Annotated in this window: 19 protein-coding genes; 10 read left to right on the top strand and 9 right to left on the bottom strand. The window is 73.0% G+C overall.

The window, feature by feature from the left end:
• The first annotated feature begins 12 nt into the window (after positions 1 to 12).
• Complete coding sequence (locus tag ABZ937_RS35940; protein ID WP_361698310.1) at positions 13 to 303, top strand: antitoxin; 291 nt, start codon at positions 13 to 15, stop codon at positions 301 to 303.
• A gap of 120 nt (positions 304 to 423) precedes the next feature.
• Here ABZ937_RS35940 and ABZ937_RS35935 read toward each other — a convergent pair whose 3' ends face one another.
• From ABZ937_RS35935 to ABZ937_RS35920, 4 genes are all read right to left on the bottom strand, one after another.
• On the bottom strand, positions 424 to 1,137 hold the full coding sequence (locus ABZ937_RS35935; RefSeq protein ID WP_361698308.1) for a class III extradiol dioxygenase subunit B-like domain-containing protein: 714 nt from the start codon (positions 1,135 to 1,137) through the stop codon (positions 424 to 426).
• A gap of 68 nt (positions 1,138 to 1,205) precedes the next feature.
• A complete protein-coding gene (miaB, locus tag ABZ937_RS35930) occupies positions 1,206 to 2,738 on the bottom strand; it encodes a tRNA (N6-isopentenyl adenosine(37)-C2)-methylthiotransferase MiaB (RefSeq protein WP_361698306.1) in 1,533 nt (510 codons plus the stop codon).
• A gap of 95 nt (positions 2,739 to 2,833) precedes the next feature.
• Positions 2,834 to 3,331, bottom strand: a complete 498-nt coding sequence (locus ABZ937_RS35925) for a DUF1877 family protein (RefSeq protein ID WP_361698304.1) — start codon at positions 3,329 to 3,331, stop codon at positions 2,834 to 2,836.
• A 137-nt stretch (positions 3,332 to 3,468) separates the two neighbouring features.
• Positions 3,469 to 4,419 (bottom strand): helix-turn-helix domain-containing protein, encoded by a 951-nt coding sequence (locus ABZ937_RS35920; RefSeq protein WP_361698302.1) that lies wholly within the window; start codon positions 4,417 to 4,419, stop codon positions 3,469 to 3,471.
• Between the two features lie 71 nt (positions 4,420 to 4,490).
• Here ABZ937_RS35920 and ABZ937_RS35915 point away from each other — a divergent pair, with 71 nt between their 5' ends.
• From ABZ937_RS35915 to ABZ937_RS35900, 4 genes are all read left to right on the top strand, one after another.
• Complete coding sequence (locus ABZ937_RS35915) at positions 4,491 to 5,525, top strand: saccharopine dehydrogenase NADP-binding domain-containing protein (RefSeq protein WP_361698300.1); 1,035 nt, start codon at positions 4,491 to 4,493, stop codon at positions 5,523 to 5,525.
• Positions 5,526 to 6,037: 512 nt separating this feature from the next.
• A complete protein-coding gene (locus ABZ937_RS35910) occupies positions 6,038 to 6,700 on the top strand; it encodes a protein-L-isoaspartate O-methyltransferase (RefSeq protein ID WP_361698298.1) in 663 nt (220 codons plus the stop codon).
• Positions 6,701 to 6,917: 217 nt separating this feature from the next.
• The gene (locus ABZ937_RS35905; protein WP_361698296.1) at positions 6,918 to 7,445 is read left to right on the top strand and encodes a regulator component; all 528 of its coding nucleotides are present in this window, start codon (positions 6,918 to 6,920) and stop codon (positions 7,443 to 7,445) included.
• Positions 7,438 to 8,598 carry an MAB_1171c family putative transporter gene (locus ABZ937_RS35900; protein ID WP_361698294.1) on the top strand — a complete coding sequence of 387 codons (1,161 nt, stop codon included), beginning with the start codon at positions 7,438 to 7,440 and terminating at the stop codon, positions 8,596 to 8,598. The genes ABZ937_RS35905 and ABZ937_RS35900 overlap by 8 nt, the downstream gene beginning before the upstream one ends.
• Positions 8,599 to 8,674: 76 nt before the next feature.
• Here ABZ937_RS35900 and ABZ937_RS35895 read toward each other — a convergent pair whose 3' ends face one another.
• Complete coding sequence (locus ABZ937_RS35895; RefSeq protein WP_361698292.1) at positions 8,675 to 9,508, bottom strand: SDR family oxidoreductase; 834 nt, start codon at positions 9,506 to 9,508, stop codon at positions 8,675 to 8,677.
• Between the two features lie 361 nt (positions 9,509 to 9,869).
• Between ABZ937_RS35895 and ABZ937_RS35890 the strand changes: the two genes are divergently transcribed.
• Entirely contained in the window at positions 9,870 to 11,129 is a 1,260-nt protein-coding gene (locus tag ABZ937_RS35890; RefSeq protein WP_361698290.1) for a cation:proton antiporter, read from the top strand.
• A gap of 43 nt (positions 11,130 to 11,172) precedes the next feature.
• Here ABZ937_RS35890 and ABZ937_RS35885 read toward each other — a convergent pair whose 3' ends face one another.
• The 4 genes from ABZ937_RS35885 to ABZ937_RS35870 form a co-directional block, all read right to left on the bottom strand.
• Positions 11,173 to 11,850, bottom strand: a complete 678-nt coding sequence (locus ABZ937_RS35885) for an RES family NAD+ phosphorylase (RefSeq protein WP_361698288.1) — start codon at positions 11,848 to 11,850, stop codon at positions 11,173 to 11,175.
• Positions 11,850 to 12,533: a hypothetical protein gene (locus ABZ937_RS35880; RefSeq protein ID WP_361698286.1), complete on the bottom strand. Its 684-nt coding sequence runs from the start codon at positions 12,531 to 12,533 to the stop codon at positions 11,850 to 11,852. Before ABZ937_RS35880 ends, ABZ937_RS35885 begins: the two co-directional genes overlap by 1 nt.
• Positions 12,530 to 12,748: a hypothetical protein gene (locus tag ABZ937_RS35875; RefSeq protein ID WP_361698284.1), complete on the bottom strand. Its 219-nt coding sequence runs from the start codon at positions 12,746 to 12,748 to the stop codon at positions 12,530 to 12,532. Before ABZ937_RS35875 ends, ABZ937_RS35880 begins: the two co-directional genes overlap by 4 nt.
• Positions 12,749 to 13,267: 519 nt before the next feature.
• Positions 13,268 to 13,810: a hypothetical protein gene (locus ABZ937_RS35870; RefSeq protein WP_361698282.1), complete on the bottom strand. Its 543-nt coding sequence runs from the start codon at positions 13,808 to 13,810 to the stop codon at positions 13,268 to 13,270.
• Between the two features lie 213 nt (positions 13,811 to 14,023).
• Between ABZ937_RS35870 and ABZ937_RS35865 the strand changes: the two genes are divergently transcribed.
• From ABZ937_RS35865 to ABZ937_RS35850, 4 genes are all read left to right on the top strand, one after another.
• Positions 14,024 to 17,389 carry a CHAT domain-containing protein gene (locus ABZ937_RS35865; RefSeq protein WP_361698280.1) on the top strand — a complete coding sequence of 1,122 codons (3,366 nt, stop codon included), beginning with the start codon at positions 14,024 to 14,026 and terminating at the stop codon, positions 17,387 to 17,389.
• A 63-nt stretch (positions 17,390 to 17,452) separates the two neighbouring features.
• On the top strand, positions 17,453 to 17,812 hold the full coding sequence (locus ABZ937_RS35860; protein WP_361698278.1) for a DUF6204 family protein: 360 nt from the start codon (positions 17,453 to 17,455) through the stop codon (positions 17,810 to 17,812).
• A gap of 95 nt (positions 17,813 to 17,907) precedes the next feature.
• Positions 17,908 to 18,351, top strand: coding sequence for a MarR family transcriptional regulator (locus ABZ937_RS35855; protein WP_361698276.1), 444 nt, complete (start codon positions 17,908 to 17,910; stop codon positions 18,349 to 18,351).
• A 207-nt stretch (positions 18,352 to 18,558) separates the two neighbouring features.
• On the top strand, positions 18,559 to 19,998 hold the full coding sequence (locus tag ABZ937_RS35850) for a hypothetical protein (RefSeq protein ID WP_361698274.1): 1,440 nt from the start codon (positions 18,559 to 18,561) through the stop codon (positions 19,996 to 19,998).
• Positions 19,999 to 20,005: the final 7 nt, after the last annotated feature.

Raw genomic sequence — 20,005 nt, 5'->3', positions numbered from 1 at the left:
GGAAGGTGGACCATGGGTCTGATGGACAACGTGAAGGCCAAGCTCGGCCCGGCCAGGGACAAGGTGTCGGACCTCGCGCGGCAGCACGGTGACAAGGTCCAGCACGGGATCGACAAGGCCGCGAAGGCCGTCGACGAGCGGACCAAGCACAAGTACAGCGACAAGATCCAGGCGGGCACGGGCAAGGCGAAGGGTGCGATGGACCGCCTCGCGCACAAGACCGGCCCCGAGGCGGCGCCCCATGACCCGACGACGACTCCGACCCGTCCGGCTCCTCCGGAGGGCCCGCCACCGGCTTCCTGAGCCGACGGCGGTGTCCGGCCGGTCCCTGCCGACCGGTCCGTGAAGCACGCCCCGGCCGCGCGGCGGTACGCGGTACGGGGCGTGCACCTCGGTACGGCTGGGCCCGGTGGGATCGGTGGGTCAGGACCAGGTCGCGACCAGGTAGCCCACGCCGTACGGTGCGTCGTCGTAGAGCAGGGAGCCGGTGAGGTTCGCGTTCTCGGCGGCGCCGGCCAGGATCTGCCAGGGGGCGCGGCCGGCGGCCTTCAGTTCCTGGGCCAGGGCGGGGTCGAGCGCCCGCAGGGCCGCCACGTCCGCCGCTCCGAGCGCCCTCGCGACCTCCGCGTCGAAGGGTGCCGCGCGCTCGTCCAGGTAGCCCGGTGCCTTGAGCGTGCGGCAGGCGCTGGCGTCTCCCATCACCAGCAGCGCCACGCGCCCGGCCCGGCCGGCGATCTCCCGTCCCGTCTCGGCGCACCGCTCCGGCTCCAGCGTCTCGGCGACGCCGAGCCCTTCGATCGGGGCGTCGGCCCAGGAGGTCCGCTCCAGCAGCCAGGCGCCGACGGCCAGCGAGGTCGGCAGCTCGCGCTCCGGGACGGGGTGGGCGGCGGGCCCCAGGCGTACGTCCACGCCGACCCCGAAACCGCGGAAGGTGCCCGGGCTGCCCTGCGGGAACGTGCCGTGCCCGCGCTGCTCGGCGGTGCCCAGGACCACCAGCAGGTCGGGGCGGGCGGCGGCGAGCACGCCGAGCGCGTCCGTGCAGGCCGCGCGCGCGGCGTCCAGTTCTGATGCGGCGCCCGCGGCGACCTCGGGCACGAGCAGCGGCGGGCAGGGGCAGACTGCGGCGGCGACAAGCATGATCGGCAGCGTAACCCGGCGGGGCGGCCGGGTGTCACTCCTCGATCGGTGGCCGGTGTGCCGGGGCCTCAGTCGCAGCCGCAGCCGCTTCCCGTCGCCGCCGGCAGCGGGGCCGGTACGCCGATCTTCGGGAGGCCGAGCATGACGCCCGCCGGCTTGGCGGCCTCCGCCGCGTTGCGCTTCTCCCAGGCGTCCCCCGCGCGGGTGCGGCGCACGGCGAGGACGGGGCCCTCGGCGAGGAGGTGGTGCGGGGCGGCGTACGTGATCTCGACGGTGACGACGTCGCCGGGGCGCACCTCCTCGGCCGGCTTGGTGAAGTGGACGAGGCGGTTGTCGGGGGCGCGGCCGGAGAGGCGGTGGGTGGCGCCGTCCTTGCGGCCCTCGCCCTCCGCGACCATCAGCTCCAGGGTGCGGCCGACCTGCTTCTTGTTCTCCTCCCAGGAGATCTCCTCCTGGAGGGCGACGAGCCGCTCGTAACGCGCCTGGACGACCTCCTTGGGGATCTGGTTCTCCATGGTGGCGGCGGGGGTGCCGGGCCGCTTGGAGTACTGGAAGGTGAAGGCCTGGGCGAACCGCGCCTCACGGACGACGTGCAGCGTCTGCTCGAAGTCCTCCTCGGTCTCGCCGGGGAAGCCCACGATGATGTCGGTGGTGATCGCGGCGTGCGGGATGGCGGCCCGCACCTTCTCGATGATCCCCAGGTAGCGCTCCTGGCGGTACGAGCGGCGCATCGCCTTCAGGACCGTGTCCGAGCCGGACTGGAGCGGCATGTGCAGCTGCGGCATGACGTTCGGCGTCTCGGCCATGGCGGCGATGACGTCGTCGGTGAAGTCACGGGGGTGCGGGGAGGTGAAGCGGACCCGCTCCAGGCCCTCGATGTTCCCGCAGGCGCGCAGCAGCTTGCTGAAGGCCTCGCGGTCGCCGATGTCGGAGCCGTAGGCGTTGACGTTCTGCCCGAGCAGTGTGATCTCCGAGACGCCCTCGCCGACCAGCGCCTCGATCTCGGCGAGGATGTCGCCGGTGCGGCGGTCCTTCTCCTTGCCGCGCAGGGCCGGGACGATGCAGAAGGTACAGGTGTTGTTGCAGCCGACGGAGATCGACACCCAGGCCGCGTACGCGCTCTCGCGCCGGGTGGGCAGCGTGGAGGGGAACGCCTCCAGCGACTCGGCGATCTCGACCTGCGCCTCTTCCTGCACGCGGGCGCGCTCCAGCAGGACGGGCAGCTTGCCGATGTTGTGCGTGCCGAAGACGACGTCCACCCAGGGCGCCTTCTTCACGATGGTGTCGCGGTCCTTCTGCGCGAGACAGCCGCCGACCGCGATCTGCATACCGGGGCGCGAGGCCTTCCTCGGCGCGAGCCGGCCGAGATTGCCGTAGAGCCGGTTGTCGGCGTTCTCCCGGACCGCGCAGGTGTTGAAGACGACGACGTCCGCGTCCCCGTCCGACCCCTCGGGGGCCCGCACGTACCCGGCGTCCTCCAGCAGGCCGGCCAATCGCTCGGAATCGTGGACGTTCATCTGGCACCCATAGGTGCGGATCTCGTAGCTTCGAGTAACGCCCACTTCGTCCACCGCTCCGGCCCGGTCACTGCTGCTGGTCATGCCTCAAGGGTAAGGGGGGCCGGCGACACCCCCTCCAGCACAGCCCGGGCATCGCCCCCAGAGCGAGTGGCTGGTGACCGACACGGGACCACGCCTCAGGCCCACACCGCCCTGATCACGGCGTGGCCTGCTGCAGCCGCACGTGCGTAGAACCCTTGGAGGCGCAGGTGACAGTCGAGGAACTCCTGCCTGACCTGCGCTTCGTCCCGGCCGGGCCAGACGAGCTCGGCACTGGCGACGTTCCACAGCTCGTCGAAAGAGACACTCGTGAGGAAGCCAGCGGCTTGTGCCACCCCAGGCGGCTCCAGAATCCCCAGGGGCGGGTTGGAGGGGTCGGCGTCAGTGCTGTGTGCCACGGGGCGGCCGCCGTAGATCGGCAGCTCCCAGGGCTTGGCGGCGTCTGCGTCGAGGGCATCGGCAGCGGCGTAGAGGTCATTGACGGCACCCCAGACCTTGTCGATCGAGACGGCGATGCCCGCTGCGTACTCGGCGGGCTGTTTCTCCCACGCCTCCCGCATGAACGCCGCGAGCCAGCTGTGGTCGTCCCGGATCTCGGATTCCGCGACGGCGCGCATGTGCATGTGGACACTCACAGCGACGAGTCCTCGAGTTCGACGGCCCGCCTGCCGGGCCGAACGGACAGAACCTACTCGACGGCACTGACGGCGAGATGCCCGGCGCTGCCAGGACGCCCTCCGGCACCGCGGGCTCCCGGGGGGGGTCGGATGGGTTACGCGCTGTTTTTTCCGCGGAAGGTGCGCCGGTACGTGTCCGGGGGCACTCCCACTGCGCCGCTGAAGTGCCGGCGCAGGGTCGTCGCCGTGCCCATGCCGGTGTGCGCGGCGATCCGTTCGACGGCCATGTCGGTGGTCTCGAGGAGTTCCTGGGCGCGCCTGATGCGCTGAGCGTGCAGCCAGCGCAGCGGGGTCAGGCCGGTGCTCTGGTGGAAGGTCCGCGTCAGGTGCCGTGTGCTCATGCCGGCGCGGGCGGCCAGGTCCTGGACGGTCAAAGGCTCGTGCAGCCGGTCGAGGGCCCAGTCCTGCAGGTCGGCGAATCCGTCACCGCTCCGAGCCGGGACGGGCGCGGCGATGTACTGGGCCTGGCCACCGGCACGGTGCGGCGGCACCACCAGGATGCGGGCGAGGGCGTTGGCGACTGCGGTGCCGTGGTCGAGGCGCACCAGGTGGAGGCTGAGGTCCAGGGCGGCGGCCTTGCCTGCGGCGGTGAGGATCTGCCCGTCATGGGTGTAGAGGACGTCGGCGTTGACGCGTACTTGCGGGTAGCGTTCCGCGAGCCGGGCCGCGTGCGACCAGTGTGTGGCCGCCTCGCGCCCGTCCAGCAGACCGGCGGCGGCGAGGACGAACGAGCCGGTGCACAGCGAGGCGATACGGGCGCCGCGCCGGTAGGCGTCACGCAGCGCGTCCAGCAGGTCTTCGGGCGGATCGGCCTCGATGTCGTCGCATGACGGCACGATCACGGTGTCGGCCTGGGCCAGGACGCCGAGCCCGTGCCGGGTGTCGACGCGCAACCAGCCGCCCAGCCGGGCGTCCTGCGGTCCGCAGACGGCGAACTCATACCAGGGATCGGCCAGGTGCGGGCGGTCCATGCCGAAGATCTCCAGGGCGATGGCCGCCTCGAAGAGCATCGCCCCGTCGTACACGGGCATCGCCACCAAAGTCATGTCCGAAAGTGTACGGGCGGTGTCACTTCCGACACTCGTGCGGGCAGCCCGCGGCTCCGAGGATCGGTGCCATGAAGACGAACACATCGCAGCAGACCGTCGCGATCTTCGGCGCCTACGGCCATACGGCCCGCTTCCTCATCGACGAGTTCCACAAGCGCGGCTTCGGTCTCGCGCTCGGAGGCCGCGATCCGGAACGCATGAAGGCCCTGGCCGAGGTTCACCCCTACGCCCGCACCCACCTCGCCACCGTCGACGACCCGGCCTCCCTGGACGCGCTGCTGGCGGGCGCCGCGCTGGTCGTCAACGCCGCGGGCCCGTTCGGCGACACCGCCCCGCCGCTGATCGAGGCGGCCCTGCGCGCCGGCATCCACTACATCGACATCACCGGCGAGCAGCCGGTCACCCGCCGCAGCTTCGAGACCTACCGGGACCGGCTGGCCGGCGGCGGTCTGCTGTTCCTGCCCGCACTGGGCTTCTTCGGGGGGCTGCCGGACCTGCTGGCAACCGCGGCGATGGGTGACTGGGAGGCCGCGGACGACATCTCCGTGGCGTTCGCGCTCGACAGCTGGCACCCGACGGCCGGCACCCGGAAAGCGGGAGCGCGCAGTGCGGGCAAACGGGTGACGGTGAGCGGCGGTCGGCTCGTGCCGTTCGACGACAGCCAGGACACCCCGGCGGACTGGGACTTCCCGGCGCCGGCCGGGACGCAGCCGGTGCGCCCGCTGGGGACGGCCGACCAGATCTCCATCTCGCGGCACCTGAAGGCCTCGGACGTCCGGGCGTTCATGAACGAGGCCCCGCTCGCCGACCTGCGGGACCCGAACACGCCGGCGCCCACCGCCGTGTCCGAGGACGGCCGTTCGGCGCAGTCATGGCTGATCGACGTCGTGGTCACGCGTGGAGCCGAGCGCCGCGCCGTGTCCGCGGTCGGTCAGGACATCTACGCGGTGACCGCACCGGTGGTCGCCGAGGCAGCCGACCGGATCCTCGCAGGCCGGACGCTGCCGAACGGCACGGCCTCCGGCATGCGCGCCCCGGGCGAGGTCTTCGACGCCGAGGACTTCCTCTCGTCGGTCGCCGACATCACGTGGTCCAGGCGCTGACCGACTCCTCCCGGCCGCGCATGCCCCAGGTGTCGACGACAGTGCCGTCGGGCCGCCGTGGCGGACTACGGGTCCAGGCAGCCGGAACGCCTGATCGACCGGACCGTCTGCACGCGGCGGATCGACTGACGGGCCGTCGGCCGGTGGCGGAAGCGGTGGTCGGTGCGCGGTGCCGGCACTGCCCGGGCCTGGCGCGGCTTGCGGCACGTCCTTCCACGACTTCGAGTTCCTGCGCGTCTCCGGCCGGCGAGACACGTCCAAGGCGGACGGCCCCCGGCACCGGTGGATCTACGCCAAGAGGTCCGCGTGGGCGGGGACTCCGGCGCCGCGGCCGTCGGTCACGACAGCGAGTTGGCAGTCGTGGCGGCGGCCGGGCTGCCACTGCCCTCCGGCCGGCGGGATCGTGGCCACGTTGGCCGGCGGGTAGGCGAGCCGGCGCGAGCAAGTGATCGGTCCGCCAGGGCCAACCGACCCGTGCGGGCCGCCTAGCCTGATGGTGTGGTGACCCGCCCGTGAACTCCGCACCCAGGAAGCCCGAAGATCTCGTACGAGCCCTCAGAGCCGCCGGGATCAGGGACGAGCGGCTGCTCGAAGCCGTGCGCACGACGCCCCGGGCGGGATTCGTCCCGGCCGAGCAGGTGACCGCCGCCTACCGGGACGTACCCATCTCGATCGGGCAGGGACAGGTCACCACACAGCCGTCGCTGTCCGCGATGATGATCGAGGGCCTCGGCCTGGGCGGGAGCGAGCACGTCCTTGAGGTCGGTACCGGGCTGGGCTTCCAGACCGCGCTGCTGGCCCAGCTGGCCGCCGACGTGGTCAGCATCGAGATGCGGCCGGACATCGCCCGCGAGGCGCGAGCGAACCTTGCACGGCAGGGCGTACGGAACGTGGAACTGCGGGTCGGCGACGGCAGCGGCGGTGTCCCGGACCGTGCCCCGTACGACGCCGTCCTCGTGTCGGCCGCGTTCCCGGAGGTGCCCGCTCCGCTCGCCGCACAGGTGCGGCCCGGCGGCCGCCTGGTGCAACCGATCGGGCCGGGCGGGCACGAGGAGGTGGTGTGCTTCGAGCACACCGCCTCGGGGCTGCGGCGATCGCGGGTTCTCACCCTGGCTTGCTTCGTCCGGTTGCAGGGACGGTACGGCTTCCCGCCGGACGATGCGGAGTTTGCCTGAGGAACGGCACGGGGCCCGGTGCCGCAGGCGGCCGGCGCCTTGTCCTGAACGGACTCCCGCTGCTGGGCCGCCGGCGCCGGACAGGAGATGATTTGCGCCAAAGCGCGTCCGAAAGGCCGGGCAGAAGTGTTCAAGGGGCCGGACGACCTGCTTAGGTTGAGCGGTCCGAAACGGGGATACGCCCCAGTCGTTCCGGCCGGTGAGAACAGCGAACGGGGTGACACAGCAGGTGAGGAGAACGGGCGAGTACGCCGCGCTGCAGCGCCGGTGTTCGGCGATTCTGCGTGATCTCGGGGTGGAGCCGTCGCTCTCCCTGGACGCACTGTGCAAGCGGGTGGAGGAGCTCAGAGGGCGCCCGCTGGTGCTGAGAGAGCTGCCCGAGCAGGCCGCGGACACCGGGGCCTGCGGGCTCTGGCTGGGCACCGACAACGCCGACTACGTCTTCTACGAGCCCCGCACCGCGCCGCTGCACCAGGAGCACATCATCCTGCACGAGATCGGGCATGTGCTGTGCGACCACCACCGGAGCTTCACGGGCGACGACCAGCCGACCGACCTCCTGCACGACATGCAGCCCCATCTCGTCAGGCGGCTGATGGCCAGGACCAGCTACACGACCACCGAGGAACAAGAAGCCGAGATGATCGCCAGCCTGATCCAGAGCGCCGGGAAGACCGGCCGGGTGGCCGGACCCCTGGGGCGCCTCGGCGCGTTCCTGGGCGTGACGGACGACGCCGGTGAGTGAGCTGGCGGCCCGGGTCGGACTGGGCAGCGTCTTCGCCCTGTGGTTCGCCCTGGTCTGGCGGGCCCGGCCCGCACTGCGTCATCCCCACCAGCGGGGGCTGTGGGTCACCGTCCTGGCCGCGACCATCGCCATCACTCTCTTCCAGCCAAAGATCGTGGCCGGGCTCACGTCCGTCGGCATCGACGTGCACACGGTGTCCCTCGGCCGCAATCTGATCGGCGTCCTCAGCGCGGGACTGGTCCTGCTCTTCGTGGTCGACTCGCGCCGCTCCCCGCATCTGAGCCGTTCGGTCGCGGTGGGGATGACGGCGGCCGTGGCCGCGTTGCTCGTCCTGGACCTGGTACAGGGCGATCCGTCGCGCTCGGGGGCGGCCGCCGTCCAGGGGCCCGCGTCCGCCGCGTCCGCGTACTGGCTGATCCTGATCGCCGCCCATGTCATCGGTGACGCCGTCGCCCTCGTGGTCTGCTGGCAGTACAGCCTGCGGACGACGGAACGCGATCTCGTATGGTCACTGCGGCTGTTCGCGGGGGGCAGCGTCCTCGCCCTCGTCTTCTGGTGCGGCTACCTCTGCCACCTCTACGGCCTCACCCCGGGCCTGCTCCCCTACCTGTCCGTGATCATGGGTGTGCACGGATTCCTGCGGGCGGCCTCCCTGCTGGTGCCCACCGCGACCGCCGTGGCCCGGTCGGCCGGCGCGCTGCGGACCACCTGGCGGCTGTGGCCGCTGTGGCGGGACCTGGTGACGGCGGTGCCCCATGTGGCCCTCGCCCGGCCCCGGCGGACCCGGCTCCAGGAGGTGCTGCTGCCGCGGTACCCGCCTGTGCTGCAGGCGCACCGGACGACCATCGAGACGTACGACGCGCTGCTGACGCTCCAGCAGTACGTACAGCCGGACGCCTACGAGAAGGCGCGCGTGCACGCCCGGCGGGCCGGGGTGCGGGACGATCGTCTCGCGTCCGCCGCACTCGCCGGCGCCGTCGGCCAGGCCCGGCGGGCCGTCCTCGTCGGTGTGCCGCCGTCGTCCGTCGCGCATCCGCTGCCCGGTGTGGTGCACGGCAGTGCCGAGACGCTGCTGGGGATCGCCCGGATGTGGTCCTCCATGACCGACGCGATCCCCTGCCACGACCGGACCGCCGCGGCCGAGCAGCGCTGAGCCGCCGCCGGACCCGACGGCCTCACCGGCTCACGCTGCGACGGTGAGCCGGCCGGCCCGACGGTGCCTCACCGGCTCACCGGGAAGGGCCGGTGCCCTCGCCGTCCCGGGGCGTGATGCGGTAGTCGAACGCGAGCGTCCCGGGGTCGAGGGCCGTGGCCCCGCCGTCCACGGTGAGCACGGCTCCGTTGACGTACGACGCCGCCGGGGACAGCAGCCAGCCGATCGCCTCCGCGACCTCGCGCGGCTCACCCGGACGCCCCTGGGGCAGCAGCCGGGTCGCCTCCTCGTAGCCGGCCTCCCGGTCGCCGCCGGGCAGGTCCGCCTCCACGGCGAAGCGCGCCATGCGCCGGTCGGCCATCTCGGTCCGTACCCAGCCGGGAGCCACGATGTTGGCGCGCACCCCCTGGCGTCCGTAGTCGACGGCGACGGAACGGCACAGCTGGAGCAGGGCCGCCTTGGAGGTGGCATACGGGGCGTTGCTGGTGCCGTTGCGCAGGGCGGACACCGAGGCGACGGCGACGACCGAGCCCCTGGACTCCAGCAGGTGCGGGATCGCGGCGCGCATCAGGAGCAGCGGACCGGTCAGGTTGGTGCGCATCACCTCGTCCCAGTCCTGCAGCGACATGTCACCGACGGCGCCGCCGCGCCCGATGCCGGCGTTCAGCACCAGTCCGTCGAGGCGTCCGTACGCGTCCAGGGCCGCCTGGACGAGGCCCTCGGCGGCCTCGGGGTCCCCGACGTCGGAGGGGTGCGCCAGCGCCCCCGTCTCCTCCGCGAGGCGCTGCAGCGGTTCGGTGCGCCGGCCGGAGACGACCACCTGGTGGCCCGCCTCGCTGAGCAGCCTGGCCGTGGCCTGGCCGATGCCCGAGCCTCCACCGGTCACGACGACAACGCGCTTGTCCTCCACTGCAGTTCAGGCCCCTTCACCCATACCGAGATCGAATCGAGATCGCCGAGATCACTGAGATCGTCAAGCGCCTCCGAGCTTAGGACCCGCTGATCCACCGGAGACGACTTCCGGCCAGCGTCCGAGCGGCGAACCCCCCGGCGGGCGACGTGCCCGGGCGGGCGTTCCGCGCCGACCTGAGGACGTTCAGGATTCCCGACGACCTTTATGGTCAAGAGGATTTCCGGTCTCTTTCGCACGGCCACGTAGATCGTTGCTCGTTGACAAAGAGGGCATGTACAACGAAGCATGGCTGCGCACGTCGGCGGCACCTCATCGAATTCCGGGCAGCACACGCGACCCGTCATCAAGGCAGGGACCGGTGACCACGAACCAATTGTTCGCGCTCTTTTCCGACCTCTCCCTCATACTCGTCCTCGCGCACCTGCTGGGCCTTGCGGCGCGCAGATTTTCCCAGCCCGCAGTCATCGGCGAGGTACTCGCGGGCATCCTACTCGGCCCCACTTTCCTGGGCCACACAGTCTCGGACTTTCTGTTTCCCACCGACATCCGGCCGATGCTCACCGCTCTCGCCGATGTAGGCATGGCCGTCTTCATGTTCATCGTGGGTCTGGAACTCGACCGGAAAATCCTGCGCGGCACCGGAAGACTGGCGGCCACCGTTTCGGTGTCGTCCATTGTGCTGCCGTTCGGACTCGGCGCCCTGCTCGCCCTCCTGCTGGTCGAGGACAACGCCCCGGATCACCGGCTGGGATTCGTGCTCTTCATGGGTACGGCGATGTCGGTGACCGCTTTTCCGGTGCTGGCCCGCATTCTCACGGACCGGAAGATGCAGCACACCCCGGTCGGCGGGCTGGCACTGGCCTGCGCCGCGATCGGTGACGTGATCGCCTGGTGCATGCTCGCCGCCGTGGTCGCGCTGTCCGGCGGAGGCGGCGCCGACCAGTGGCTCCTCCTGCTGCTCGTGCCGTACGCCGCCGTGATGCTGTGGGTGGTACGGCCGTTGCTGCGGAGGCTGGTCGCCGCGGGCGGCGGCCGGCTGAGCCCCGCGCTGCTGACGACCGTCCTCGCCGGGATCCTGCTGTCGGGCGCGATCACCGAGAGGATCGGCCTCCACTTCATCTTCGGGGCCTTCTTCTTCGGGGTGGTGATGCCGAAGGAATCCACCGAGCGGCTCCGCGTGGACATCACCGACCGGATCGGGCATGTGAGCAGCCGTCTGCTGCTGCCGGTCTTCTTCATCATCGTGGGCCTGAAAGTCGACCTGTCGGACCTCGGGCGGTCCGGATGGCTGGACTTCGCCCTCATTCTGTTCGTGGCGGTCAGCGGCAAGTTCCTCGGCGCGTTCCTGAGCGCCCGGGCGCACGGCGTCACGGCGCGCCAGTCGGCGGTCCTCGCCACGCTCATGAACACCAGGGGTCTCACCGAGCTGATCATCCTGACCGCCGGTCTGCAACTCGGCGTCCTCAACGAGCGGTTGTACTCCCTGATGGTCGCGATGGCGGTCGTGACCACGGCCATGGCGGGACCGCTCCTCACCGCCTTCCACCCGCACCCCTTCGCCGATCACGACCTCGTCCCGCAGCGCCGCGACGCCCAGCCACCGGCCGCCAAGCGCTGACGGGACCCCGGGGCGGGCGGCCGGCACCTCCGGGCAGATGCCGTCAGTCGGGCCACTCGGGCTTCGCGATCCTCGCCCACAGCGGTGCCAGCAGTTCGTCGGCGCGCTCCCGGCCCGCCTCGGAGCCGAGATCCGGGATGCCCCGGTCGGGCAGTACCTCCAGCGGTGAGCCGTCGGCGCCCACACAGCGGTCGTGGTAGAGCACCAGCGCGTGCTCGCCCCGATTGCGCCGGGACTCCCAGATCAGCCCCATCGCATCGGACGCCTGCGCCCGGATCTCGCTCGACCAGCGCCGCGCCCGCGCGTAGTTGCTCTCGTCCTCCAGAAGCGTGGCGTCCTGGCACACGGCGGCCAGGTCCGTGCCGCTGACCAGGGAGACCAGGGTGAGCTCCGACCGGGTGCGCAGACAGCTCAGCGACCGCTGCCACACCGCGCGGTAGGGGATCGTCCGGTCGCCCGCCGGCGACTCGTAGGGCCGGGAGCGCAGCACGCTCTCCGCGAGCGCCGTCAGCGCGGACTCCGCCAGATACAGGGAGTGGTACTGGTCCAGCACCGTGCCGTCGAACCGGCCCCCGTCGAAGTGGATGTCCGCGAGTCTCGGGTTGAACTCGTCCGGCGCGTACCGGGACAGGTGCACCCGCCACAGCTCCGTACCGGCCGGGATCACCCGGCGGTTCGGGCGCAGCTTCAGGTCGATCATGGGGAAGAAGCCGCCGTCCATCACTCCCCCTCCGCCAGTTCACGGGCCGCGCCGACCAGCCGCTGGTCGGGGAGCCGGCCGAGCAGCGCCGCGGGGGCGCCGCCCAGCCAGGTGTTGCCGCTGAACCACCAGGCCGCGGCGCCCCACGGATCGATGTCCGCGAGCAGCAACCGGTTCACCTCCAGGACGACTCCGTGCGGGGTGCCGCCGGCCGGGGCGAACTGGAACTCCGGGTACCGGTCGCCGTCCCGGGGATCGCGCAGTCTGATCAGTTCCGGGGGCGGTGCCCCGCCGCAGCGGAGCCGCGCCTCGTCGGCCGACAGGGCGGGCTCGCTCAGCAGCCGGTCCTGCTCGGGGTCACCGCCGTACGCCGGTTCACGCACCGGGGACGGCAGCCGGAACCAGGCCGTCAGCTCCTGCGCGCCGGCCACGGTCCCCGGTCCGGGCAGCATCAGGGTCCCCCGTGAGGATTCCAGTTCCTGGCGGACCGGATGCTCGTGCGGCAGTGACAGCAGCGCCAGGCGGACGCCCTGGAGTGCCCTGCGGACCGCCCGGTCGTCGTCCGGCGCGACCTCGGCGAGGGCCGTCAGCCTGGTCAGCAACAGCGTGTACTGGGTGTCGTCCAACGCCTGGCGGATGGTGTCCCGGTGCTCGCCGATCAGGGCGAGCAGCCGCTCCGCCGCCCCCGCGCCCTCCTCGTTCACGCCGTCCTCCCTTCCGTGCTCGTCGTGTTCCTGGTTCCGGTGTCCTCAGCGTTCAGCGCGATCCGCTCCCTGCCGGGGCGCGGCGACTCGCCACGGAGTGAACCCGGGTTCTCCCGGCCGGGGTCGAGCATCCACGGCTGCGCGGCCCGCGGCGCGTCGACGGAACGGAGCCCGTCGCCGTTGGGGCAGTGCTGCAGCACCGCCATGAGCAGCACCGACGAACCGTCCCGGGCCGGCCACCGGGAGCCGCCGGCTTCTCCGGGCGCCAGCAGTGTCCTCCCCCTCGGGCGCCTTCGTCGGCAGCCGACTCACCCACCGCACCCTCGTCCGCGTCGGTCTCAGCCGAAGCGACTTCCCCCACGCCCCCGCTGGATCCGCTCCCACCACCGCTGCCCTCAACGGCCCCCACCTCACAGCGCACCCCACCCCGCCACACTGAGCCCCGGCGCGTCCTCCAGCGCGGCTCCCCTCCGCGCCACCGCCCCCAAGGGCCCCTCCCCCCGAGCCGCCACCCCATCGCTCCCCCTCCACCGGCATGGCCACCCCCTGCACCACCCGAAGTCGCTCCCACCCGTGCCGCCTCCCCTCAGCGGCACACCACCCCCAAGGACGCCGGGAAAACCCCAGCCACGACCGCGCCCCCACACCCACCCCCGAACGCCACCGCCCCGGAGCCACTGCCACTATGCCGACCCCCAAGCACATACCTCGACAAGATCCCGCCCCCGAACCCCTCATCGCCCGGAATCCGCCCGGAACGCGCCCAGTTCGGTGCGCAGTTCGCGCCGCATCCGCCGTAGCCGGGCCCACAGTTCGTCGATGCTCTCCCGCACGGCGGCCGGCGAGTCCCCGGCGCGCGGGCCTCCGTCGTCCAGGCGTCGCACCATGCCGTAGACCGCCCCGAGGTCGTGGCTGAGCCCGGCCGCGAGGTCGAGCACCCGCTCCGGCATCCGCATCTGGGCCTCCGCGTACACATCCCGGTACTGGTCACGGGCCTCCGTGAGCCGCTGCCGTACGGTCCGCAGCTCCTCGTCGCGGCCCAGCGCGTGCACCTGGTCGGTGAGCGCGGCCAGATACTGCCGGGCGGAGCTGTTCAGGGCGACGTAGCACGCGCGCAGCTCCTGGGCGTGCCGGCGCCGCTCCCGGACCGCCTCGGCGCGCTCCTGCTCGCGTCGGCGGCCGCGGTCGGCCGCGCGCTGGGTCAGCAGCGCGGACAGCAGCGTCCCGACGACTCCCACGACCGCGACCACGGGCGCGGTCACTTCCCCGAGGTCCACCCCGCCTCCATCGCCGTAGTTCCGTCACCTGTCAGGGAAACAGCGGATCCCGGGCCTGGTGAACGGCCGGCCCGGACGTCGCCCGGTGTTCGCCCTGCCCGCGGCCGGGTCCGGTGGTCGGCGCCGGTCCGGTGGGCGGAACTCGGTCGATTTCCGGATGTGGCACGGGAGTTGACGGCAAGGGGCATCCGGCCGAGGCGCGCCGGGGCCATCATGAGGCCACGGGCCGGGGTCAGAGCGGCGGACGGCGGGACGGGGGCAGGAGTGGGCGGCGAGGAGAGCGGGGGCGTCCGGGGACTGCGGGTCTGGGCCGCCGACGCCAGCGGGCGGGCACGCGAGTTGCTCGACCGGCTGCACGACGGATCGGTGGCCCCGACGGAGTTCGACGGTCCGGTGGCCGAACTGACCGCGCTGCGCGATCTGTTGGACCACGACCGGGAGCTGCTCGCCGTGGTCACCCTACGGCTCGGCGCCTTGCTGGCCATGCGCTGGTCCGCCGGTCTCGGTACGCCGGAGGACCGGGAGCGGGGCCGGCGGCTGCTGGACGAGGTACGGGATCCGGGGACGGCCGCCGGGGAGGCGGCGACGGAGGAGGACCGCAGGCATGCGGCGCTGTTCCTGCTGTCCCTGTCGGCGCCCGTGACGCAGGGCGGCACGGCAGGGCCCACCCCGGACTTCTGGTCCGTCCTCGACCAGTCCCTGCGGGCGGGCCCCGGCGCCGGGGAGGCCGCCGTGGCGCGGGTGATGTCGCTGACCGGGGAGGCCGAGGGGCTGGCGCTGCCCCCGGAAGTGCGGGAGGCGCTGACGCGGACGCGCGATGTGCTGGCCCACGTGTCGCACGCCGGCTTCGACGAGCCGGAGACGCTGCTGGGGATGCTGCCGGCGGGATTCCCGTTCACGGACCAGCTGCGCATGCTGCTGAACGTGATGACGGAGGCCCCCGACACCGACCCCCCGGCGCCCCCGCGCGACGAGCCGACCGCCGCCGGAACCGGCACCACCGCCGGATCCGGCACCGACGCCGGTGCCCCCTTCGACAACGCCATGCTGACCGCGCTGGCCGGCGGTTCGGAGGCGCTGCGCAGCGGCGACCCGGAAGCCGTCAACCACATTCTCCGGCGACTGGGCGCGGAACTGGACCGGCTGCCGGACGACCACGCGCAGGCGCCCGAGGTCAGAAACCTGATGCGGCTCGTGCTCCAGATGGGCCCGGCGCTCGGCGGCAGCCAACAGGACGGTTCCGTCGCCCGCGACCACTTGGGGCCGATGGAGGAGGACTTCGCCCGGCTGGCCGCCGCCGATCCCGCGGCGGCCGGACTCCCTCTCGCGTCGCGGGCGCTGACGCTGGCCGTCGAGGCGCGCAGGGCGGAGGAGACGGAGTCCGGGCCGGAACTCGCGCGGACGGTGGCCGAACTGGAGTCGCTGGAGCGGTCCACTCCCGCCGACCACCCGGCCCGCGCGGTGGTGCTGGGCGGGCTCGGCGTCGCGCTCGTCGCGCTCGGCCGGCACACCGGCGACCAGGAGACGCTCCTGCGGGGGCTCGCCCATCAGGAAGCGCTCGTGAACGGCTCGTCCGCCGGGCAGCCCTACATCCCGGAGGCCCTGCTGACGTCGCTCAAGGACAGTATGCGAGCCGCCCGGGCGGTCCTCGGACAGGACCCCGACCAGCTCCCGGCCCACACGCCCGCGCCGCCGGACGCGGCCGGAGACGCCCTGTCCCTCTCCGGGACGACGGCCACCCTGCGGTACTCCGCCACGCGGGATCCGGCCGACCTGGACGCCGCCATCGGCGAGCTGGAGCGGTTCCGCGAGCGGGTCCGGCAGGGGCTTTCGCCCCAGCTCGCGGCCGACGGACTGTGGCTGCTGGCGGAGAACTACCGGGCGCGCCTGGCCCGCACCGACGACCCGGCCGACCGGGACGCGGCCACGGACGCGGCGATGGAGTCCCTGCAGGCGCTCGCCGCGGACGTCGTCCTGCAGACCGGCCCCGACCACGGGCTGCTGACCGCCCGGTTCGGCGCGGACCGCGGGGTACGGGCCGCTGTCCGGGCGGCGTCCCAGGGCCGGGTGGAGGAGGCCGTGGCCGCGCTCGAACTCGGCCGCGCGCTGGTGCTGCAGGCCGCGTCCACCTCACGGGCCGTACCCGAACTGCTGGAGGAGCGCGGGCACCACGAGCTGGCGCGGGCCTGGCGCGCTTCGGGCACCGCACAGGCCGCCGCGCAGCCCGGCACCCTGCCCCGCGAACTGCCCAGTTCCCTGCGCCGCCGCGCCCTGGAGGCGCTCGGCCACCGGGACCCGGACGGTGTGCTGTTCCGTACGCCCACGGTGGCGGAGCTGCGGGCAGGGGTCGCGGAGGGTGACGCCGACGCCCTGCTCTACCTGCTGGCCGGCGATGACGGCACGCCCGGCATGGCGATCATGGTGGGCCCGGACACCGGCACCGGCGTGCAGGCGCTGCCGCTGCTGTCCGGCGAGCACAGCGGCCCCCTGGAGCGCTACCTGGACGCGGCCACGGAGCGCCGGCACCGTCCCGGCCCGGCCGCCGAGGAGACTTGGCGGGAGGCGCTGTCGGAGCTGTGCGACTGGGCGACCGACGCGGTCATCGTGCCGGTCATGACGGGTGTCGCGGAGCGGCTCGCCGCCAACGAGAACCGCCGCCGGGACCGTCCCGGCCCGCCGCGCATCGTGCTGGTGCCGTGCGGCCGGCTCGGCATCGTCCCCTGGCACGCGGCCCGCCTGCCGGCCGAAGCGCCCCACGACTACGTCTGCCAGATCATGGTGATCAGCTACGCCGCGTCCGGCCGCCAGTTCCTGGACGCGGTACGGCGCACCCGGCGGGCCCCCGCCGCCGACCCGGTCCTGGTCTCGGACCCCCTGGTGACCCTGCCGCACGCGGAACGCGAGGTGACGTCCCTGTACCGGGCCTGCTACCCGACGGCGCGGCTCTACGGCGACATGTTCGACCCGCCCGCCCTGCCGAGGGCACCGGGCACCCCGGACGACCTCCTCGACGTACTCGACGGCACCCCGTCCCTGCTCCATCTGGCCTGCCACGCCTCGGCCGGCACCGACCCGACGGCATCGGCCCTGATGCTGGCGCGGCCCGACGACCCGCCGGACCCCGACAGCCCTGCGGACCCCGACAGCCCTCCGGATCGCGGCACGCTGACCGTGTCCCGGCTCCTCTCCCGGCCGCGACCCGAACGGGACGCCTCCGACGGGCCGTTGGTCGTGCTCAGTGCCTGCGAGACGGACCTGACCACCCGTGACCACGACGAGGCGCTCACGCTGACGACCGCGTTCCTGGCGGGCGGCGCACGCGACGTGGTCGGGTCGCGCTGGGCCACCCGGGACTCCGACGCGGCCCTGATGATGGCCGTCTTCCACCACTACCTGTCCGTCGAGGGCCGCGGCCCGGCGGACGCCCTCCGGGCCGCCCAGATGTGGATGCTCGACCCGCACCGCCGCAACCCGGGCTCCCTCACCGGCGACCTCCTCGCCGAACTGGACGGAAACCACCGGCTGGAGCACCCGGCGGCCTGGGCCGCCTTCATCCACCAGGGCCATCCCGGCCTGTGACCGCGCCCGGCGGCCCCGGAAACCCGGTGGAGGACTCCGCTGGCCTGTGCCTAAGGTCGCGGAATGAGTACACGGACCTTCCGCATCACCGTCCGCGGCGCCTTCGAGGACCTCACCGACGCGCAGCGCGCCGCCCTGCTGGCCGACGCCGCCGAACACGACGTCCTGCGCGCCGCCTTCACCCCCGGGGGGAGCCTCACCTACGACATCGCGGCCCGGCCGGCCTTCACCTTCCGCTTCTCCGCCACGGGAGAGGAAGAGGAGGACATCCTGGAGGCGACCGAGCAGGCCGAGGAGGCGGCGAAGGCGTGGCTGACCGAGCGCGGCTACGGCTTCAAGCGCCTCCGGACCACCGCCGAGGACCTCTCCCGGGCCCCCCTCGGCAAGCGCCGGCGCCGCACCGCCCGCACCAGCGGCACCTGAATCCACCCCATAAACTTGAGTAGTCAAGGATATGGCAAGGGAATGAGCAGGGGAACGAGCAAGGGGATGGCCAAGGGACTGGAGAGGGGCGGCCCGTGAGTGAGGCCCTGGACGCGGCGCTGCGGCTGGTACGGGCCGAGACGGCGCTCGTACGGCGCTTCGACGCCCGGCTGAGCGGGCTGCACGGCGTCAGCCTCGCCGACTTCACCCTGCTGCTCCGGCTGGGGCAGGCGCCCGGCGGCCGGATGCGCCGGGTCGATCTCGCCGAGGCGCTGGGGCTGACCGCCTCCGGCGTCACGCGCGGGCTCGCCCCGCTGGAGCGGATCGGGCTGGTGACGCGGGAGCCGGACGCCCGGGACGCGCGCGTGGCGTACGCGGCGCTGACCGCGACGGGCCGGCGGCGGCTGACGGAGATGCTGGCCACGGCGGAGGAGACCGCCGCCGAGGTCTTCGCCGGCCCGGCGTGGCCGGCGGCGGACCTGGCCCGTCTCGCGGACCTGCTGTCCCGCCTGGGCGGCACGGGCCTGACGGGACGCTGAGCCCGCCCCCGCCGCACCTCCTCGCCTCAACTGCTCGTGGCACAGGTCACCTTGAGTTGTGGCCTGATTGTGCGCGACCCGTGCGCAGGGGGTGGCATGCTCATGGCTCGTCAACGAGTTACCCGCCGGTTCTACCCGTGAGTAGAACCGGTGCCGGTACCTCTCTGCCACCCCCCACTTCACACAGGACCCACCTTGCGCAGACGCATGAGGCACAGGCGTGCCCTGCTGCCCGCCTTCGCCGTGACCACTCTGTTCCTCGCCGCGGCCTGCTCCTCGCCCGCGCCGCAGACGGCCCACCGGCCGACCGCCGGCCAGGAACAGCGGATCCGGGCCGCCGAAGACACCGCCGACGGCCCGGACCACTCGCTCACCGTCGCCGCCGCCGCGCCCACGGCCACCGCGACCGCCACGGCGAGCCCGGGCCGCCCCGGGCAGCGGGCACACAAGACCACGCTCGCCGTCAGCTCGTACGACAGCCGCACCCGGCACGCCGTCATCTCCGACAAGCCGAAGAAGAAGGCGAGTTCACCCGGCTCTCCCGCTCCCTCCGCCGACGCCTCCACCGGCACCCCCGCCGCACCGCACCGGACCGCCGTGGGCGACGTGATCGCCAGCGCGCCCGCGCCGGGCGCACCGCACGGACTGCTCGCCAAGGTCACCAAGGTGATCGGCGAGACGGACGGCGGCACCGAGGTGCAGACCGAACCGGCCACGCTCAACGCGCTGCTGGGCGACGACACGGCGAAGGGCGACGTGCCGGTCGACCCCTCGTCCTTCTCCGTCGACAAACTGCTGCCCGATGTGCGGGTGTCCTGGTCGAAGAAGGGTGACGTGCACGCCGGCCCCAAGGGCGCGACGGTGCCGCTCGGCAGCCTCCGGCTCGACGTCAGCGCCGAGGTGCCCGCCGCCAAGGACGCCCCCGCGTCGGCCGGCGCCTCCGTGCACGGCTTCGTCCAGGTCGCCCCGCAGGTCGACTTCGCCTACGGCGGCGCCGGGACCGACGCGCCGCCCGGCTCGGCGTACCTCGGCGTGTCCGGTGACTGGACCTCCGGCTGGGCGGTCAAGGGGCAGGCCGCGGCGTCCACCGGCAGCACCCCGCTGCGGATCCCGTTCGCCAAGCTGCACGCCGATCCCGTCCTCCAGGTGGGCCCGGTCCCCGTCGTCGTCAACCTCGATCTGACCTGCTACTTCCAGATCAGTGCCGACGGCCGGGTCACCGTCGACGTCGAGCAGAGCCTGAAGGGCGACTTCAAGGCGGGCGGCACCTTCGGCCCGGCCAAGGGGTGGACGCCGGTCAGCTCCTCGGACATGACCAGCACCCCCGTACGCGCCTCCGTCAGCACCGCCGGCAGCGTGAAGACGGCACTCGGCGCCGAGGCCACGGTCGGCCTCTACGGCACCGTCGGCGTCACCGCCGACCTGGCCCCGTACCTGCGCGGCGAGGCCGCCGGCACGCTCACCGCCGCCTCCGACGGCAGCGAGCCGAAGGCGGACGGCACCTGGGCCGTCTACGGCGGCGTCGACCTGTCCGGCACCCTGCGGCTCCAGCTGTCGATCTTCGGCACCCCGATCGTCCAGCGGAGCATTCCCCTGGGCGCCCTGCACCGCGAGTGGAAACTGGCGGGCGGTTCGCTCTCCTCGTAGGCACCCG

Origin of the sequence: Streptomyces sp. NPDC046727 (genome assembly GCF_040645635.1) — a bacterium.
Classification (GTDB): Bacteria; Actinomycetota; Actinomycetes; order Streptomycetales; family Streptomycetaceae; genus Streptomyces.
Note: the sequence above shows the minus strand (reverse complement) of the source record. Positions and strands in the feature narration are given on the sequence as shown.

Coding starts and splice junctions, on each gene's coding strand:
- ABZ937_RS35885 (WP_361698288.1), bottom strand. CDS start 11,850: ATGGACGGCGGCTTCTTCCCCATGATCGACCTGAAGCTGCGCCCGAAC.
- ABZ937_RS35850 (WP_361698274.1), top strand. CDS start 18,559: ATGAGGCACAGGCGTGCCCTGCTGCCCGCCTTCGCCGTGACCACTCTG.
- ABZ937_RS35935 (WP_361698308.1), bottom strand. CDS start 1,137: ATGCTTGTCGCCGCCGCAGTCTGCCCCTGCCCGCCGCTGCTCGTGCCC.
- ABZ937_RS35915 (WP_361698300.1), top strand. CDS start 4,491: ATGAAGACGAACACATCGCAGCAGACCGTCGCGATCTTCGGCGCCTAC.
- ABZ937_RS35920 (WP_361698302.1), bottom strand. CDS start 4,419: ATGACTTTGGTGGCGATGCCCGTGTACGACGGGGCGATGCTCTTCGAG.
- ABZ937_RS35860 (WP_361698278.1), top strand. CDS start 17,453: ATGAGTACACGGACCTTCCGCATCACCGTCCGCGGCGCCTTCGAGGAC.
- miaB (WP_361698306.1), bottom strand. CDS start 2,738: ATGACCAGCAGCAGTGACCGGGCCGGAGCGGTGGACGAAGTGGGCGTT.
- ABZ937_RS35940 (WP_361698310.1), top strand. CDS start 13: ATGGGTCTGATGGACAACGTGAAGGCCAAGCTCGGCCCGGCCAGGGAC.
- ABZ937_RS35865 (WP_361698280.1), top strand. CDS start 14,024: ATGAGGCCACGGGCCGGGGTCAGAGCGGCGGACGGCGGGACGGGGGCA.